16 protein-coding genes are annotated in these 18771 nt (G+C 30.7%); all 16 read left to right on the top strand.

Features of this window, described 5'->3' with window-relative positions:
* Nucleotides 1-17 precede the first annotated feature (17 nt).
* Nucleotides 18-899 carry a UTP--glucose-1-phosphate uridylyltransferase GalU gene (galU, locus tag AC6CHR_RS08305; protein ID WP_498248124.1) on the top strand — a complete coding sequence of 294 codons (882 nt, stop codon included), beginning with the start codon at nt 18-20 and terminating at the stop codon, nt 897-899.
* 49 nt (nt 900-948) lie between these two features.
* Nucleotides 949-2103, top strand: a complete 1155-nt coding sequence (locus AC6CHR_RS08300; RefSeq protein ID WP_498248123.1) for a glycosyltransferase family 4 protein — start codon at nt 949-951, stop codon at nt 2101-2103.
* Nucleotides 2088-3197, top strand: coding sequence for a glycosyltransferase family 1 protein (locus tag AC6CHR_RS08295; protein WP_498248122.1), 1110 nt, complete (start codon nt 2088-2090; stop codon nt 3195-3197). Before AC6CHR_RS08300 ends, AC6CHR_RS08295 begins: the two co-directional genes overlap by 16 nt.
* A 5-nt stretch (nt 3198-3202) precedes the next feature.
* On the top strand, nt 3203-4096 hold the full coding sequence (locus AC6CHR_RS08290) for a glycosyltransferase family 2 protein (protein WP_498248121.1): 894 nt from the start codon (nt 3203-3205) through the stop codon (nt 4094-4096).
* A gap of 17 nt (nt 4097-4113) precedes the next feature.
* Entirely contained in the window at nt 4114-5187 is a 1074-nt protein-coding gene (locus AC6CHR_RS08285; protein WP_498248120.1) for an EpsG family protein, read from the top strand.
* Nucleotides 5188-5345: 158 nt separating this feature from the next.
* Nucleotides 5346-5954, top strand: a complete 609-nt coding sequence (locus AC6CHR_RS08280) for a sugar transferase (protein ID WP_498248118.1) — start codon at nt 5346-5348, stop codon at nt 5952-5954.
* Entirely contained in the window at nt 5951-6586 is a 636-nt protein-coding gene (locus AC6CHR_RS08275) for an acetyltransferase (RefSeq protein WP_498248117.1), read from the top strand. The genes AC6CHR_RS08280 and AC6CHR_RS08275 overlap by 4 nt, the downstream gene beginning before the upstream one ends.
* Entirely contained in the window at nt 6586-7743 is a 1158-nt protein-coding gene (locus AC6CHR_RS08270; RefSeq protein ID WP_498248116.1) for a DegT/DnrJ/EryC1/StrS family aminotransferase, read from the top strand. Before AC6CHR_RS08275 ends, AC6CHR_RS08270 begins: the two co-directional genes overlap by 1 nt.
* A gap of 40 nt (nt 7744-7783) precedes the next feature.
* Nucleotides 7784-8527: a glycosyltransferase family 32 protein gene (locus AC6CHR_RS08265; RefSeq protein WP_498248115.1), complete on the top strand. Its 744-nt coding sequence runs from the start codon at nt 7784-7786 to the stop codon at nt 8525-8527.
* Between the two features lie 9 nt (nt 8528-8536).
* The gene (locus tag AC6CHR_RS08260; protein ID WP_498248114.1) at nt 8537-9730 is read left to right on the top strand and encodes a glycosyltransferase; all 1194 of its coding nucleotides are present in this window, start codon (nt 8537-8539) and stop codon (nt 9728-9730) included.
* Nucleotides 9731-9745: 15 nt separating this feature from the next.
* On the top strand, nt 9746-10774 hold the full coding sequence (locus AC6CHR_RS08255; RefSeq protein ID WP_498248113.1) for a glycosyltransferase family 2 protein: 1029 nt from the start codon (nt 9746-9748) through the stop codon (nt 10772-10774).
* Between the two features lie 4 nt (nt 10775-10778).
* Entirely contained in the window at nt 10779-11963 is a 1185-nt protein-coding gene (locus AC6CHR_RS08250; protein WP_498248112.1) for a glycosyltransferase, read from the top strand.
* Nucleotides 11964-11978: 15 nt separating this feature from the next.
* Nucleotides 11979-13100 carry a polysaccharide pyruvyl transferase family protein gene (locus AC6CHR_RS08245; RefSeq protein WP_498248111.1) on the top strand — a complete coding sequence of 374 codons (1122 nt, stop codon included), beginning with the start codon at nt 11979-11981 and terminating at the stop codon, nt 13098-13100.
* Complete coding sequence (locus AC6CHR_RS08240) at nt 13097-14290, top strand: glycosyltransferase (protein WP_498248110.1); 1194 nt, start codon at nt 13097-13099, stop codon at nt 14288-14290. The genes AC6CHR_RS08245 and AC6CHR_RS08240 overlap by 4 nt, the downstream gene beginning before the upstream one ends.
* Nucleotides 14291-14403: 113 nt before the next feature.
* Nucleotides 14404-16194, top strand: coding sequence for an ABC transporter ATP-binding protein (locus tag AC6CHR_RS08235; protein ID WP_498248206.1), 1791 nt, complete (start codon nt 14404-14406; stop codon nt 16192-16194).
* Between the two features lie 879 nt (nt 16195-17073).
* Nucleotides 17074-18135 (top strand): glycosyltransferase family 2 protein, encoded by a 1062-nt coding sequence (locus AC6CHR_RS08230; RefSeq protein ID WP_498248109.1) that lies wholly within the window; start codon nt 17074-17076, stop codon nt 18133-18135.
* Nucleotides 18136-18771: the final 636 nt, after the last annotated feature.

Below are 18771 nucleotides of genomic sequence, written 5' to 3'. Positions count from 1 at the left end.
GGAGGAGTGTGTAGTCGGTGAAGGTAAGAAAAGCGATTATCCCAGCGGCAGGACTTGGAACAAGGTTTTTACCAGCAACAAAAGCAATGCCGAAGGAAATGCTCCCAATCGTAGATAAACCTACAATCCAATATATTATTGAAGAAGCAGTTGAATCAGGGATTGAAGATATTATTATCGTAACAGGTAAAGGTAAACGAGCAATAGAAGATCATTTTGATCACTCGTTTGAGCTAGAGCAGACCTTAATGGAAAAGGGAAAGATTGAACTATTAAAAGAGGTACAAAAAGCATCAAAGTTGGTCGATATCCACTACATCCGTCAAAAGGAACCTCGTGGATTAGGGCATGCAATCTGGTGCGCTCGAAAGTTCATTGGAAATGAGCCATTCGCGGTGTTACTTGGCGACGATATTGTTCAAGCTGAAAAGCCATGTTTAAAACAAATGATTGAACAATATGAACGATATAATGCTTCGATTATTGGTGTTCAACATGTGGAAGAAAAGGATGTATCACGTTACGGGATCGTAGATGCAACAGAGATTGGTGATCGTTTCTTTAATGTAAACAGCCTAGTAGAGAAACCAAATAAAGAGGATGCACCATCAAACTTAGCAATCATGGGTCGATATATTTTAACTCCAAGAATTTTCGACATATTAGGAGAACAAAAGCCTGGCGCTGGTGGTGAAATCCAGTTAACAGATGCAATCGCTACATTAAATCAATTGGAAACGATCTATGCTTATAATTTTAAGGGTAAACGTTTCGATGTTGGAGAAAAAATGGGATTTATTCAAACGACTATTGAGCTTGCTTTACAGCGAGAAGACTTAAAATATGAATTGCTAGCTTTTTTAAATAATGTCATAGAAAAAGAAGTAACTGAAATTTAACACCTCTATAAAAGGTGTTTTTTTCATGCTTCAAAAAGGGTGATCGTCTATGTCAAATAAAGTATTATTCTGCGCAACAGTTGACTACCATTTTAAAGCTTTTCATCTTCCGATTTTAAAATGGTTTAAAGAGAAAGGCTGGGAAGTTCATGTAGCTGCAAATGGAAAAATCGAGCTGCCTTATGTAGATATGAAATATAATCTACCAATTCAGCGCTCGCCACTTCATGCGAAAAACATAGAAGCCTATCGAGAATTAAAATCAATCGTTAACGAGAATAATTATAAAATCATCCATTGTCATACACCAATGGGAGGGGTTATTACTCGGCTTGCGGCTATTCAAGCTAGAAAAATCGGAGCAAAGGTGCTATACACAGCACATGGATTTCATTTTTGTAAAGGAGCGCCAATTATGAACTGGCTCCTCTATTATCCTATTGAAAAAGTACTATCTAGGTACACGGATTGCTTAATTACAATTAATGAAGAAGATTACCAACTCGCAATCTCGCATCGGTTTATGTCAAGAGAGCTTGAACACGTTCATGGAGTGGGTGTAGATACGGAACGGTTTAAACCAATGAAATCAGGGGATAAACGTAAGCTAAGGGAAGATTTAGGTTACAAGTCTAGTGATTTCTTACTTTTTTATGCAGCGGAATTTAATAAAAATAAAAATCAGCAGTTACTAATTAAAGCATTGGCAGAAATTAAAGAGTTCATACCAAATGCAAAACTTCTTTTGGCTGGAGAAGGTACTCTTCAGAATTATTGTCGGGACTTATCAGTTAAGTTAGGTGTTGAAAATATGGTGGAATTTTTAGGTTATCGTGATGATATCGAAAACCTTCTTCCATTATGTGATGTTGCAGTAGCTTCGAGCTTACGAGAAGGACTACCAGTTAATATACTGGAAGCAATGGCTTGTGGTTTACCAGTGGTAGGAACGGAAAATCGTGGACATAGTGAACTTATCGAAAATCATTACAATGGTTGGATAGTTAGCACGGAAAAAAGTATGGAAATGGCAAATAAACTTATTCAATTAGTAAATACACAACATCTTCTTAAAACCTTTGGTGAAAACGGTCGGGAAAGAATCGCTAAATCATACAGTGTTAAAACCATTTTAATAGAAAAGAGACGTATTTACGAGAGGTACATGAAAGAAATGGAGGGAGAAGTGTGGATAGCCCATTAAGAGTCCTACATGTAGTCGTTAATATGAATCGTGGTGGAGCGGAAACACTTATCATGAATTTATATCGAAACATTGATCGCTCGAAGATACAATTTGATTTTTTGACTTGTAAAGAAGGTGTATTCGATCAAGAGATATTAGATATGGGGGGGAAGATCCACAGGATTCCGTATATTACAGATGGAGGACACTTCCATTATTTGAAACATCTGAATCACTTTTTTCGATTAAACAATCATTATAAAATTGTGCATTCACATATGGATAAAATGAGTGGCTTTGTATTGAAGGCTGCTAGGAAGGCTAGTATTCCTGTTCGGATTGCACATAGTCATAATACACAGAGTGAAGGTGGATTTGCTAGTAGACTATATAAAACATATGCCGGTAGTAATATCGAGAGATCTGCAACTCACTATTTAGCTTGTTCAAAATTAGCAGCAGAATGGCTATTTAAGAATAAGGTTGATGCATGTATTCTATTAAAAAATGGAATTGAGACCGAAAAATTTACATTTTCAAAGCTAGTAAAGGATCAGATACGAAATGATATAGGTATCGAACAAGACAACTTAGTCATAGGACATGTAGGGAGATTTAATCACCAGAAAAATCATGCGTTTTTAATAGATGTTTTCAATGAATTAAATAAATTGGAACCTAAGTCTTATTTAGTGTTGGTTGGGGATGGAACTTTACGTTCTGGTATTGAAGAAAAGGTAAAAAGGTTAAAACTAGAAAGTAATGTAAAATTTCTTGGAGTTCGTAGTGATATTCATATCTTATTACAAGGCATAGATGTTTTTGTATTTCCGTCCTTACATGAGGGGTTGCCTGTCACGTTAATTGAGGCACAGGGGGCTGGCTTACCTTGTTTAATATCAGATAATATTACTGAAGAAGTCGTTATGAATTGTGATCTTGTTAAATTTTTATCTATAAAAAATAAAAATGTTTGGGTTAATGAAATTAGGGAACTTTCTGCTAAAAATACTATTCGAGAAATGCAAAATAAGAATCTCTCAGAACATGGTTATGATATTAAAAGTACTGCTATCTATATGAATGATTTTTACTTGAAGTCTGCGAGGTGAATTTGTTGAAAAAGTTAACTGTATTCACTCCAACCTACAATAGAGCCTATTGTCTAAATGTTTGCTATGAAAGTTTAAAGTACCAGACTAACAAGGCGTTTACTTGGCTAATTATAGATGATGGTTCTACGGATAATACAAATGAAATAGTCGAAAAATGGATAGAAGAAGGAATTATTGAAATACGTTATATAAAGCAAGAAAACTTAGGTATGCATGGTGCTCATAACACTGCATATAAACAGATTGATACAGAATTAAATGTCTGTATTGATTCGGATGACTATATGCCTACGGATGCTGTAGAAAATATTCTCTCATTCTGGGAAGCTCATGGACATGATAAGGTGAGTGGAATGATAGGTCTTGATGCATATAAGAATGGGGATATTATCGGAACTAAATGTCCAGACCATGTGTATAGTTCAACTCTTTTTGATCTCTACAATAAACACAATGTCACTGGTGATAAAAAGCTAGTTTATAGATCTGAATTAACGAGGAAATACCCATATCCCATTTTTGAAAATGAAAAATATGTGGGATTGGCCTATAAATACCATAAGTTAGACCAAGAGTATCCAATGCTTCTTGTGAATGAAGTTCTCTGTATTGTTGAGTATTTACCAGATGGTTCATCATTAAATATGTTTAAGCAGTATAGAATAAATCCTAAAGGTTTTGCTTTTTATCGTAAGGAGTTAATGAAGTTACCTTTTGCAGGAAAAAAATATAAATTTAAGCAAGCTATTCATTATGTCTCAAGTAGTTTAATTTCTAAAAATAAAAATTTTCTAACAGAAGCTCCTTTACTAATGTTAACGATCTTGGCAACTCCATTTGGCTTACTCTTATATTTTCTGATTATGAGTAAGACAAAACGTTTCCTTGTAAATTAAACTGAAAGGGAAAAATAATGACAGTACTTTGGGTAATGCTTTTAATTGTGTTCATTCTCGCTTTTTTATCAAGATATATACCAGTTTACAGTGCTGCTGCATACGGTCAAATTCAAGTAAAGCCGAATAAACTTATGTTATTTCTCGCCTTAACATGTTTAGTTTTAGTATCTGGATTAAGAAACACAATTGGTGATACTTACTTTTATATGCATGTTTATTCAACTAAGGATTTTACTTGGGACTTCGTTTTCTCTAATAAGGATCCTGGTTTTAGTGTATTACAAATGCTATTAAAAATCTTATCAAACGATCCGCAAATTCTTTTGCTTATTACCGCTTTGACTACAAATATATTAATTGTTGTGACTTTATATAAATATACGAAGATGATCGAATTAAGTATTTTTGTATTTATTACATCTGGGTTGTTTATTGTTTCTATGAATGGAGTTCGTCAATTTCTTGCAGCTTCTATCATATTTTGGGCAACAAAGTATTTGTTAAATGGTCAATTCAAACAGTACTTTCTGGTAATACTTTTTGCTTCTACATTCCATGAAAGTGCTCTTATTTTGCTACCGATCTATTTTATTGTACGAAGAGAGGCATGGACAAAGGTTACATTCTTAATACTGACGCTTGCGATTTTTATTGTAATAGGTTTTGATCAATTCTCTCAAGTTTTGTTTTCTGCACTGGCAGACTCTCAATACGGACATTACAGTAGTTTTGAAGAAGGCGGAGCAAATATTATTAGGGTAGTTGTTGAATCTGTTCCAATTATTATAGCTTTTCTAGGTAGACATAAATTAAGAGAATTATGGCCTAAGAGTGATATTATCGTAAATATGTCACTTATTGGATTACTATTTATGATCATTGCAACACAAAATTGGATATTTGCTAGGTTTAATATTTATTTCAGTTTATATAATTTAATTTTAATTTCTTGGATAATTTATTTATTCAAAGAGAATAGTAGAAAATTTGTTTATTATTGTTTATTGATTTGTTACCTGTTGTACTTTTATTATGAACAAGTAATATCTTTAAATCTATTTTACCGAAGTGATTACATAAATTTATAAGAGGTTATTATTTATTCTTCCGTAAAAATAACTGAGAAAATTGCTAAAAGGTATTTTAGAATTGTTTATCAAATGAAGCAAGAAATAGAAAAGTGATCTAATTGAGGAAAATAAAAAACAATTTATCTCGTATACAATAAAGTGAAAGAGGGGAAATAATGAAACGTTTTTTTGATATAGTTGTTTCAGTGTTTATACTAATCTTGCTTTCCCCATTTATGCTCATTATAGCAATATTAGTAAAAATTAATTTGGGTTCACCAATTATATTTAAACAACAACGACCAGGCTTACATAATAAGCCTTTTTATTTTTATAAGTTCCGGACAATGACAGATAAAAAAGGTGAAAATGGAGAATTATTATCTGATCAATATAGATTAACCCCATTTGGAAAATTCTTGAGAACGTCTAGTTTAGATGAGTTTCCACAATTAATTAATGTGTTAAAAGGTGATATTAGTCTTGTGGGTCCAAGACCTTTATTATTGGAATATTTACCATTATTCACGGAAGAACAGGCTAAAAGACATCTAGTAAAGCCAGGTATAACAGGTTGGGCACAGATAAATGGACGAAATAGTATTTCTTGGGAGGAAAAGTTTAAGTTAGATGTTTGGTATGTTAATAACCACACATTCTTACTTGATATAAAAATCCTTATTAAAACTATTTACAAGGTACTTAAATCACAAGGCATTAATCAACAGGGGAATGCTACTGTTGAAAAGTTTAAAGGTTCTATCTTTAGAGAGGGTCAAAAATGAAAATTGTTATAATAGGTCATGGAGGTCACGGAAAAGTAATTAAGGATATTATACTTTCTCATAAAGGCAGTATTTTAGGATATTTAGATAACAAATTCAAGGAAAAAGTTCTTGAAAATGAGATATATTACGGACCAATATCTTTATGTGAATATTTTCTTAATAAGGATTCTGATGTTAAATTTGTTGTTGCAATTGGACATAATCAAACAAGAAAAAAGATTGTAGATAAACTTAAACCTAATGAGGGAATTTTTACAACTCTTATTCATCCTTCTTCAATAGTAAGTCCAAGTGCTAGAATTGGTAAAGGTACAGTTGTAATGGCAAATACTGTAATTGGTGCAGACGCTAATATTGGAAATCATGTGATAGTTAATACAGGATCTATTATTGAACATGATACAAAAGTAGATGATTATTCTCATATTTCACCAAATGCAACCTTGACAGGTAGTGTTCAGTTGGGTGAAGGAGTACATATAGGTGCAGGTGCAACTATAATTCCAAATATAAAAATTGGGGAATGGTCTATTATAGGAGCGGGTGCTTCCGTTATAAACTCTATTCCAGCAAATACAACCGCTGTTGGTGTTCCTGCTCGAGCAGCTGTTAATGAGGGGATTAAATAATGGAACAAAAGAGAATACTTCTTTCGTCACCACACATGAGTGGAAATGAGATAAATTATATTAATGAAGCATTTGAAACAAATTGGATTGCACCACTAGGTCCAAATGTTGATGCCTTTGAAATAGAATTAGCAAATTATCTAGGAGTCAGTGAAGCTGTTGCCGTAAGTTCGGGTACTGCAGCAATTCATCTGGCTCTTTCTTTATTAGATGTAAAAAAGGGAGATAAAGTTTTTTGTTCAACCCTCACTTTTGTAGCAAGTGCGAATCCTATTCTTTATCAGGGAGCAGATCCAGTTTTTATCGATTCAGAGCCTGATACCTGGAACATGTCACCTCAAGCTCTTGAAAGAGCATTAAATGAAGCGTCTGTTGAAGGGTGTATGCCAAAAGCAATCATTGTCGTTAATCTTTATGGTCAAAGTGCAAAAATGGATGAAATCACAGAACTAAGTAACCGATATGAAGTACCGATAATTGAGGATTCAGCTGAATCACTTGGTTCTAGTTTTAAAGGTAAAGCGAGTGGAACTTTTGGTAAGTTTGGAGTGTTTTCATTTAATGGTAATAAAATTATTACTACATCAAGCGGTGGTATGCTAGTTTCAGATGATATTGAAGCGATGAAGAAAGCAAGGTTTTTGGCTACCCAGGCAAAGGATCCAGCTCCACACTACCAACATAGTTCAATGGGTTTTAATTATCGATTAAGTAATATCCTTGCTGGCATTGGTAGAGCTCAGTTAGAGGTATTGGATGAAAGAGTTCAAGCAAGAAGGTCAATTTTTGATGTTTATAATAAAGCTTTAGGGTCTATACCGGGTCTTAAATTCATGCCTGAATTAATACATACACAATCAAATCGTTGGCTTACAGCATTAACAATTGATGAAAAGGCAACAAGAACTTCAATTTCTTCAATTCTAAATGTATTCGCTGAAGAAAATATTGAGGCGCGACCTGTTTGGAAACCACTCCATTTACAACCTCTTTTTGAAGGAGTAAAATGCTACTCTCATTATGGACATATGAACGTTTCTGAAAATTTGTTCAATACTGGATTGTGTCTTCCTTCTGGTTCAAATATGACAAATGAAGAACAATATAGAGTCATTCAATGTATTAAAGAATGTTTGAAAATTAAGGTTGGAAATTAGCTAATATAGGTTTCGCTATTGAAGGAGGGATGAGTATAAAATGAACAGTAATAAAAGTGAAATACCCAAAACGATTCATTATTGCTGGTTTGGTGGAAAAGAAAAACCAGATATCGTAAAGAAATGTATGACAAGCTGGGAAAAGCATTTGTCTGGTTATGAATTTATAGAATGGAATGAGGATAGCTTTGATATAAACTGTAATTTATATGTAAAAGAGGCTTATGAATATAGAAAATTCGCTTTCGTAAGTGACTACGTAAGAGTTTATGTTTTATATAATTATGGTGGAATATATTTAGATACGGATGTTGAAGTATTCAAGCCCTTTGATGATTTATTACACCATGAATCTTTTTGGGGATTTGAACAAGAGAATTTTATTGCAACAAGTACGATTGGAGCAAAGAAGGGTAATCAGCTAATCAAGTTATTTTTAGATTCATACACTAAAAAAAAATTCATTAAGGGAAATGGAAGTTACAATGATTTAACGAATGTAGCTATAGTTACTGAACTACTAAAAAACATCGGATTGAAAATGAATGGTCAATATCAAGAACTAGAAAATCAAGGAAGCTTTTACCCTCAAACATACTTCTCTCCATTTGATTATATAAATTGTAGGAAGTTTTTAACTACAGATACGTTTGCAATGCATCATTTTTATAAAAGCTGGTTACCACCAAAAGCTAGAATAAAAAGTAATATAAAATCAATTGCAGCAAAAGTAATTGGTGGAGAAAATATAGCTAAAATCAGGAAAGTTGTTTCAAGAAATTAGGAGGTTTAAATGAAAAAAGTATTAATAGCTTCTTTTGATATGGAAGTTGGTGGTGTCGAAAGAAGTCTGATAAGCATGCTTGATAACTTTGATTACGATAATTACAATGTTGATTTAATGTTATACCGTCATCAAGGTGATTTTCTCAATCTAATTTCTAACAAAGTCAAATTATTAGATGAAGTTCCTCAATACACTACTTTTAGAAAATCAATAAGAGAAACATTGAATGATAAACAATATGGTATAGGAATATCAAGAATTTTATCAAAGATAAACGCTGAACTTAAAGGGAAAATTAAAAGAATGAATGAACACGGATACTATCAAATGCAGCTAATGTGGAAGTATGCTTTACCTTTTCTGCCTAAAATTGAAAAAGAATACGATGTTGCGATTAGTTATTTATGGCCACATGATTTTGTTGCAGAAAAAGTTAATGCTAAAAAAAAGATAGCTTGGATTCATACGGATTATTCTACTGTTGAAACAGATATTAATCTGGACTTAAGAACTTGGAATAAATTTGATTTTATAGTAGCGGTGTCTGAAGCCTGTAAATCATCTTTTTTGAATAAGTATGGTGAATTAGAAAATAAAGTGATAGTAATAGAAAACATAACCTCACCTGAATTTATTCGAGAAATGGCCGATGAAAAAGTTGATAATCCAATGTTGAACGATAATCGATTTAAAATTGTGACAGTTGCTAGACTATCACATGCTAAGGGAATAGATAATGCTGTAAAGGCCTTAAAGATCCTGAAGGAAAAAGGCTATCATGATCTTGTTTGGTATATTGTAGGTTATGGTGGAGATGAAGCTTTGTTAAAAGAATTGATAAAACAATCTAAATTAGAAGATAGTTTTATTTTATTAGGGAAGAAGATGAATCCTTACCCATTTATGAAAGCAGCTGATCTGTATGTGCAACCTTCAAGATACGAAGGGAAGGCAGTAACTGTGGGGGAGGCTCAGATTCTTACTAAGCCGGTGATGATTACAAAATATACAACAGCTAGTAGTCAGGTAAAAGATGGAATTGATGGATATATTACAGAATTATCGATTGAAGGAATAGCTGATGGAATTGTTAAAGTTTATAACAACTTAGAACTAAGGAATAAGTTAATAACAAACTGTGAAAATACAAATTTCTCAAATCAATTTGAGCTTGAGAAATTATACGAATTAGTAAATTAATAAGGGGAGGAAAGGATGGCTCCGAAAGTAAGTATCATAGTACCGGTATACAATTCTGAATATTATATTTCGAATTGCTTAGAAAGCATAATTAATCAGACATACTCAAACATTGAAATTATCATTATAAATGACGGATCAAATGATAAAAGTGAGCAGAATATTTTAAAATATAAAGAAATAGACAATAGAATTATTTATTTATTTCAGAACAATAGTGGACCATCTGAAGCTAGAAATAAAGGGATTATACAATCTACAGGAGAGTATATAGTTTTTATAGATTCAGATGATACTGTCGATAAAAAGTATATTGAAACATTATTAGTTGAAATTTCAATTTCTGATGCTGATCTAGTTTGCTGCGGTTATAAAGATTTTTCTAATAGAGGTACCATGGAACATACAGATTTTGATTTCATCGGAAATGTTACGGTTAATTCTTTTATGGCAATGGTCTGTAAGGGCACTGGAGGAGTTCTTTGGAGTAAAATTTTCAAAAAAGATATTATAGATAATTTTAATTTGAAGCTGGATAAGAATATATATATGTGTGAAGATTTAGTATTTGTTTTACAGTATGCTATACATTGTAAATCCTTTGCTTCAATAAAACATTACCTATACAACTACAATAGACATAATCAAAATAGTATATCTTCAAACATTACATTTGATTATATAGAAAATTATATTATAGTGTGGAGGGAACTAGAGAGGATATACGATACAGAAGGAAAAGATAAATTAAAGTCGAAAGAAATGATAAGCAAGAAAATACTAGAGGTTATCTTAAAACTAATTGAACAACAGAGTGCAAGAATAAAGGAAATAGGAATGAAACCAGCATATGAACAAGTAAAAGAAATATTAGATATAGCTTATATTAAGGCTTATAAAGATAGTTTTTTGACTGAAAATTATCTTTATAAGCCTTATATATTTTTCATCAAAATTAACTGGATTAGAGCAATTGTTATTTATGGTACTTATCTAAGGTTATTGAGAGAAATAAAAAAGAAAATTTCTAGGAGAGAAAAGTGATCATATGAGGAAAAAACTATTATTTGTCATTGATTCACTTACCATCGGTGGAGCAGAGAAAAGTTTAGTATCATTATTGAACATGATTTCTTCTTCAAAGTATGAAATTGATTTAATGCTTTTTAAATCAGGTGGGGATCTGGAAGAGTATTTGCCAAAGCATATGAATGTGCTTCCTATTCCAGAGTATTTCAGATTTATTAATAAAGAAAATGTCCCTGTTAATAAAAGATTAATTTATTTAATTTACAGATATAGAACATCGTTGAGTTTACGAGTCAACACGTACAAGTTAAACACTTTACATACAGAGCAAATAGTATATAAGAATATAAAAAAAGTATTGAAACCTATACCTAAAAAGTATGATGTTGCTATTGCGTATAGTCAAGGTATGCCTACATATTTTGTGGCAAATAAAATTACAGCTACCAAAAAACTTGCTTGGATTAATACAGATTATGTTAATACGCAATACAATAAAAATCTTGATTATGACTCATATGGAAAAATAAATAAAATAATAGCAGTTTCACAAAATACCAGAGATTCAGTTTCAAAGATAAGAATAGAGTATAAAAATAAAGTTGACATAATAAAAGATATTACCGATCCTAACTTGATAAAGAAAATGTCAAATGAATATGAAGTTGAGGAATTTGATAAATCAATAGTAAATATTTTAACAGTGGGGAGACTAGCAACGGTTAAATCGTATGATAAAGCGGTTGAAGTAGCTAGAATGTTACGGAAATCTGCTGTTAAGTTCAAATGGTTTGTCATTGGTGAGGGACCAGAAAGAAAGAAAATACAAATATTAATAGATAAATATAATCTAAATAACGAATTTATTTTACTAGGTAAAAAAATAAATCCGTATCCATATATGAAAAAATGTGATCTGTATGTACAGACTTCATCAAAAGAAGGATTTGGTTTGACAGTATGTGAAGCAAAAATATTAAAAAGACCAATAGTATGTACTAATTTCCCTACAGCTAAGGAGATCATAAAACATGAAGTAGATGGGTTAATAGTCGAACATGATATAGAAAGTATATATAATGGTGTTAAAAAATATTTGGATGAAAAAGAGTTTAAAGAAAAAGTACTAAAAAAACTAGAGTCAACAAAACCATATAGTTCAGTGAATCAGTTAAATTATTTTTACAATCTAATTGAAATGTGATGAGGGGTGAAATTAATGAAAAGAGTATTTGTGGATATTTATTTACAGTTTAACTTAGGTGACGATTTATTTTTAGATATCCTTGCAAAAAAATTCCCAAATAGCGAATTTACTATTAATTATCTTGGTAATAATTATGATCAATTTATTTCTGCATATCATAATGTAAAGAGAAGAAAATATTCACTAATTAATAAAATTAGTCAACGTCTTAAAATATCTGATTCAATAACTAACTATGATAAAGTAGCCGAAGAACATGATGCATTACTATTTATTGGTGGATCTATCTTTAGGGAAGAAGATTATCATCAATCACTCTATCAAGAACGAATGAAAATGGTTAAGGAATTTAAGGAACGAGGAAGGTCGGTATTTGTTCTAGGAGCAAATTTTGGACCTTTTAAGTCAGATGATTTTTTAGAAGATTACAAAGAGTTCTTTAAACTATGTGATGATGTTTGTTTTAGAGATAATTATTCATATAATTTATTTCAAAGTCTACCACAAGTTAGGTTTGCACCAGATATAGTGTTTCAAATGGATATGAATGAGTATAAGACTGAGGATGATAATAAAAGGATTGGTTTTTCGATAATTGATGTAAGACATAAATTAGGATTATCGAAATTCTATAAAGATTATATTAGTAGTACAGTAAAATCGGTTGAATCTTTTGTAAGTAAGGGATATGAATGCATTTTAATGTCTTTTTGTGAGCAAGAGGGAGATTTGCAAATGATCAATGAAATTAAATTAAATTTATCTGCCGAAGCTCAAAAAAAGGTGATTGTGTATGATTATAGAGGCGACTTAAAAGAAGCTATTATTTTAATAGCTTCTTTTAATTTATTTATCGCAGCAAGATTCCATGCAAATATTCTAGCGATCTTACTTGGTATTGGGTTAATGCCAATTATATATAGTGAGAAAACGACAAATATGCTAAAAGATCTAAAACTAGATCCTATCCTCGTTAATATGGTAAATCTTAATATAATGTGTAATGAAAACTTTATCAATCAATCATTTAATAATAGCTTTAATTTAGATAAAGTGAAGAGACAGTCTAAGAATCAGTTTCAAGTGTTAAATGAATTTATTGAGAAAGAAGAAGTTTGTCGAGGAATCTTATGAAAAAGAAAATTATCTTTATGATAATAAATATGAATGTGGGTGGGACTGAAAAAGCACTACTTAATTTAATAGAGGATTTACCAAATGATAAGTATGATGTCACAATTTTAATGTTAGAAAAATGTGGTGGTTTTTTAAACTACATTCCAAGTCATATACATGTTGAATATATTAAGGAATATGAGGAAATAAAATCTATCTATAATGATCCTCCCTATATATCTGCATTAAGGTGTATAAAAACGGGAAGGATTTTTAAAGGTTTTAACATCCTTTTGTTCCACTTAATTTCAAAAATAACCAGAGATCGTGGAATGTTCTTAAATTATATCTTAAAAAAAGTAAATGAAAGTAAAAAAGAGTATGATCTGGCTATATCTTATGCTGGTCCTATGGATTTAATAACTTTTTATGTATTAAATAAAATCAAAGCAAAGAGGAAAGCCCAATGGATACATTTTGACGTTACAAAAATAGGGTTCAATGGGAAATATGTAACTAAAATGTATAAACAATTTGATAAGATATTTGTTGTTTCAAAAGAAGGAAGAAATAAATTAGTTAATATGATACCTTCGATAGAAGAGAAAACTGAAGTGTTTTCTAATATTATTTCATCAGAATTAATATATAAACAAGCAAGTAGGGGAAACGGATATACTGATAAATTTGATGGGTTGAGAATATTAACTGTCGGTAGGTTAACAAATGAAAAAGGTCAAGATATGGCTATTAAGGTATTATCGTTATTAATTAATGAGGGGCATAAAGTTAGATGGTATTGTTTAGGTGAAGGAAGTTCTAAAACGATATACGAAAAACTTGTAAAAAAATATAATATTAAAGAGGAGTTTATTTTTTTAGGTGTAAATCCTAATCCATATCCTTTTATGGATCAATGTGATATATATGTGCAGCCATCAAGACACGAAGGGTATTGTATAACACTTGCTGAAGCCAGATGTTTAAAAAAACCTATTGTTTCTACTGACACTAGTGGAGCTAAAGAACAAATAAAAAATGGAGAAACAGGGTTAATTGTAGGTGCTCATGAATTCGAATTATATAAAGGAGTTTTGAAATTAATTAATAATAAAAAACTTCGTGAAAATTTTTCTCAAAACTTAGAGAATGAAAATATAAATATAAATACACTAGAAATAAATAAACTATGTAATCTTATTATATAAGCAATATGAAGGGTAGATGACTTGTGAAAGGGGTTATTAAATTAAAACGGAGAAGCTGTTTTCCAATTTATAAAATAAATAGAAACTATATATAAATAAGAAGTGAAATGGATGTGAGGATATTGAAGAATAATGTTAAAAAAATATTAATGCTTTTTAATAAGAAAGAAAAAAGAAAACTAGCTATTTTATTTTTTATGATGTTAATCGCAGCATTGTTTGAAACTTTAGGTATAGGATTAATTGTTCCCTTTGTTGGAATTGTAACTAATCCAGCTATTATTAAAGAACAATTTATTTTATTGTACATGTATGAATTGCTGAATTTTCAATCAACTAAATCATTTATTTTGTTTGCAGTAGTGTTCTTACTATCAATATTCATTTTGAAAAATGTATATCTGCTATTTTTCCATTACGTACAAAATAGAGTTATCTTAAATCAACAAGTTAAATTATCTCAAAATCTCTTCAAAGAGTATTTAACAAAACCATATACTTTCCATTTACAACGAAATACAGCGGATTTACTACGTAATGTAAATGAAGAAGTACCTAAGGTGTTTCAAGGAATAATCATGTCTATTTTTCAGTTGCTTACAGAGCTACTAGTAATTACTTGTATTTTATTATTACTCTTAATTTCAGCACCTTTAGCTACAATAACATCTTCTGTGATACTACTCGGAAGCGTTCTTCTGTTTTTTAATAAATTTCGTAAAAAAATTAGTGAGCTAGGGGTAGAGCAGCAAAAAGTAAGTGGAGAAATGATAAAATGGGTCAATCAAGGGCTAGGAGCTAGTAAAGAAATTAAAGTATCTGGGAAAGAAAGGTTTTTTATAAATTCCTTCAAAAATCAAAGTGAAATTAAGGCAAATAATAGTTTATATATGAAGGTAATAGAACAAGTGCCAAGATATTTTATAGAAATTTTATTGGTATCTCTGGTTCTTATTACGATGGTAATTATTATTTTCCAAGGTGAAAATACAACAAGTCTAGTTTCGACGATGGCACTATTTTCCATGGCGGCTTTTCGACTCATGCCTTCAATCAATCGTGTAGTAGCAATGATTACAACGATTCGATATAGTCAACCTGCTTTAAATGTAATCTATGATGATTTGTTTATGAATAAAGAAAATTTTTCAAATAATGATATAACTACTGATTTGCAATCAGTAGTTATTAATGATGGAAAGAGAACATTTATTGATTCAATTAAGTTAAATAAGGTTTCTTTTCGGTACTCTAACCAAAAGGATTATTCTGTAAATGATGTTTCTCTAACTATTCCAATTGGTCACTCAGTTGCGTTTATAGGAGAATCTGGTGCTGGAAAAACAACAATCGTTGATATAATTCTTGGACTATTACGTCCGGATAAGGGACAAATATTAATAGATGGTAAAAGTTTAAATGAACAGATATCAACATGGCAAAAGAGAATAGGTTATATCCCTCAATCTATATTTCTGTCAGATGATTCAATATCTAGTAATATTGCCTTTGGTGTTGATGGAAAACAGATTGATATAGATGCTGTATGGAGAGCATTAGAACAGGCACAATTAAGAGAATTTGTTGAAGGACTTCCGAATCAATTGGAAACAAAAGTAGGTGAAAGAGGTGTAAGACTCTCAGGGGGACAACGTCAACGTATTGGTATTGCACGAGCGTTATATCATAATCCAGAAATATTATTTATGGATGAAGCAACATCAGCATTGGATAATGAAACAGAAAAAGAGATTATGAAAGCTATAGATAGCTTAAAAGGTGATAAAACGTTGATCATTATAGCCCACAGATTAAGTACAATACAAAATTGTGATTTTATATTCAAAATTAGTAAAGGTAGACTAGTAGCAGTTGATAATAAATTAGAAAAGTCAATTATGTGAATCAATTGAATCAATTGAATAAATATATCCTCCTACTGAGGACACACTTAATTTAGGTGAGATGCTTACTAACTAATGAGCATGATTCTTATACAAAGTTGCTTCAATAATCTTTATACCTTATCTTTTGTTTTAAGTACGTAAGAGTAGTTTGAAGATTTTGATCAATATGCAAAATAAATATGGAAATCGAAAAGGTAATTGAAGAATAAATGTGAAATCAAATACCAGATTATGTAGTCTAAAACAATAAAGTATGATGGAATCTATATTTTACAGGTGAAGAGGTAACAAAAATAGTACGAAGCTTTTGAGATCTAGCTTGCAGAAATAGTTCACATGGCGAACTATTTAGTAGCCTTTAGCGTTTGCTCATAAACTTCTGAAGAACTTGAAGTGAGGTCTAAAACTGCTTGGCTCTTGGGTCATAAAATTGGCTGCTTACTTCGTACGCAATCTAAATTCGGAAAAGAGGGCATTGACTGGACAACAAAAATAATATGTTAGTAGGATTATCCTTAAACAAGGACATTCACTTATTCTAAAATGGAAGTCGTGTTAATATTGCATTTGCGCACAAAACTTGTTTGATCAGAGAAAAAGATTCAATTATGTTCTACTATTAGTAGAGAGGTCTATTATTCCTACCGAGCACTAAATAGAGTTGTTTTTAGTCATGAGTATCAAGTCATTTTATGTGAAAAAATCCAAATTCATATACTCGGGATACATACTGTTATTTCGGCAGCAAAACTTTAATTAAAAGTTTCTTTAATCTAATCTAATTTAGTGGAAAGGTTGGGCCATTTAGTAAATTTAATTATTATGTGAATTCAATCCACTTGTATTTAATAATCCTAATCAGAAAGGAAAAATCCAATGATTAAGGTAAGTATTGTCGTGCCTATATATAATGCTGGAAAGAAACTTGAAAAATGCATTAAATCAATCGTTAACCAAACTTTTAAAGATTTTGAATTAATACTGGTAAATGATGGTTCTACGGATTGTAGTTTAAATATATGTAATAAATATAAAAAAAATGATAATAGAATAATTCTAATAAACAAACAAAACGAAGGCAGTATTTTAACAAGAAGAAGAGGGATTGAAGCCTCAAAGTCTAATTATATAATGTTTGTTGATGCAGATGATTGGATTGATAAAGAAACAGTGGAAGTACTTTACAATGAATCTGTTAAAATTGATGCAGATATAACAGTATGTAATGCATATAAAACTCTAGGAAATGGAAATATAATCAAAAAAAAGATTGAAAGTAATTATTTTTATAACGATAGAATTTATAATAGAGAAGAAATAAATAGCAAATTAATTACTGCGTACTTTCATGGTCACCCTTTTCCTTCCTTTTTAGTAGCAAAGTTATATAAAAAAGAGTTACTTTTAAATAGTGGAAAATATTTAAATAGAATACGCTTTTTGGGGGATGATCTTTACTTAAACTTAGAGATATTATTAAAGTCAGAAAAAGTTAAACTTATCGATAAACCTTTGTATTATTACCGACTGGGTGGATTCACTAGTAAATATATGCCTTATTTTTTTGATGATGTTGTCAACGGTTATCAAATACAAAAGGAAGTAATTGATGAGTTTTATAAAAACACACGACAAATTCAATATAATGGAATTAGTATAATGTTATTAAATACATTTAAAAACTGTTTATATAATTTATTTAACAGTAGACTTAATGAAAAAAAGATTAAAGGTATAATAAAAGACTACGTTACAAATGAAGCAGTAAGAGAAACGATAATTAACGAAGCAGCAATGAAATATTTCCCAAAGGATTATCTAAATGCTATTGAAAATCAAGATATTAATTTTTTATATAATTTAGGTTTAAATTCTTTTAAAAAGAGAAAAATAAAAAATACTCTACAGAATATTGCTTCGAAATTATCCTTAATTTAATTATATGAACAGTATTTATAATCAGCAACAAGCAGTTAAGTGGAGTTAGTATAGTTGAATCTTGGTCAATAGCAAGGACACAAACAAGTTAACTTTTTGTGCTGATTGATGAATTGATCTTCTACTTCTTCCTACGGGGTCTGAAAGTTTAATTGTACATGAATTTGTCGAGGATTATATACCAGCCTACGGTAAAGTGAAAGAAGGCTGCGTTCGCTAATTCAAAATTCAAATAGGTTTCGTAATGGACTTCTTGCTTCTTTAAAAGGGCATGAAAAGATTCAATACATACCTAATCGTATGGGCAGTCTTTGGCTAGAAGTTGTAATGATTTCCTGTTCGTTTAGCGCCGGGCTAAAATTCTTACTTGTGTATTGAGAGCATAGACCGTATGGAAAAAGAGGTCAGACGTTGGCTATTGGATAGAAACAGTCTTGTTTTAAAGCTTGTAAAACTAGTTCAGTAGACAGGGAATGAGAGAGGAATAACCGAGAATAAAAGGTCTAAAACAGGCTAAATAACACCAGCTATCACGCAAATTGTGAATATAGGTGATTTAGGTCCTTTTTTATTGAAAATAAAAGAACAATTACTTTACATTTTCGTTATTTCAAGGGAGAATTAGAAGTCAAACCT

The sequence above is a fragment of the Metabacillus sp. GQ13 genome (assembly GCF_059758525.1).
This window is presented reverse-complemented; position numbering and strand designations above follow the sequence as displayed.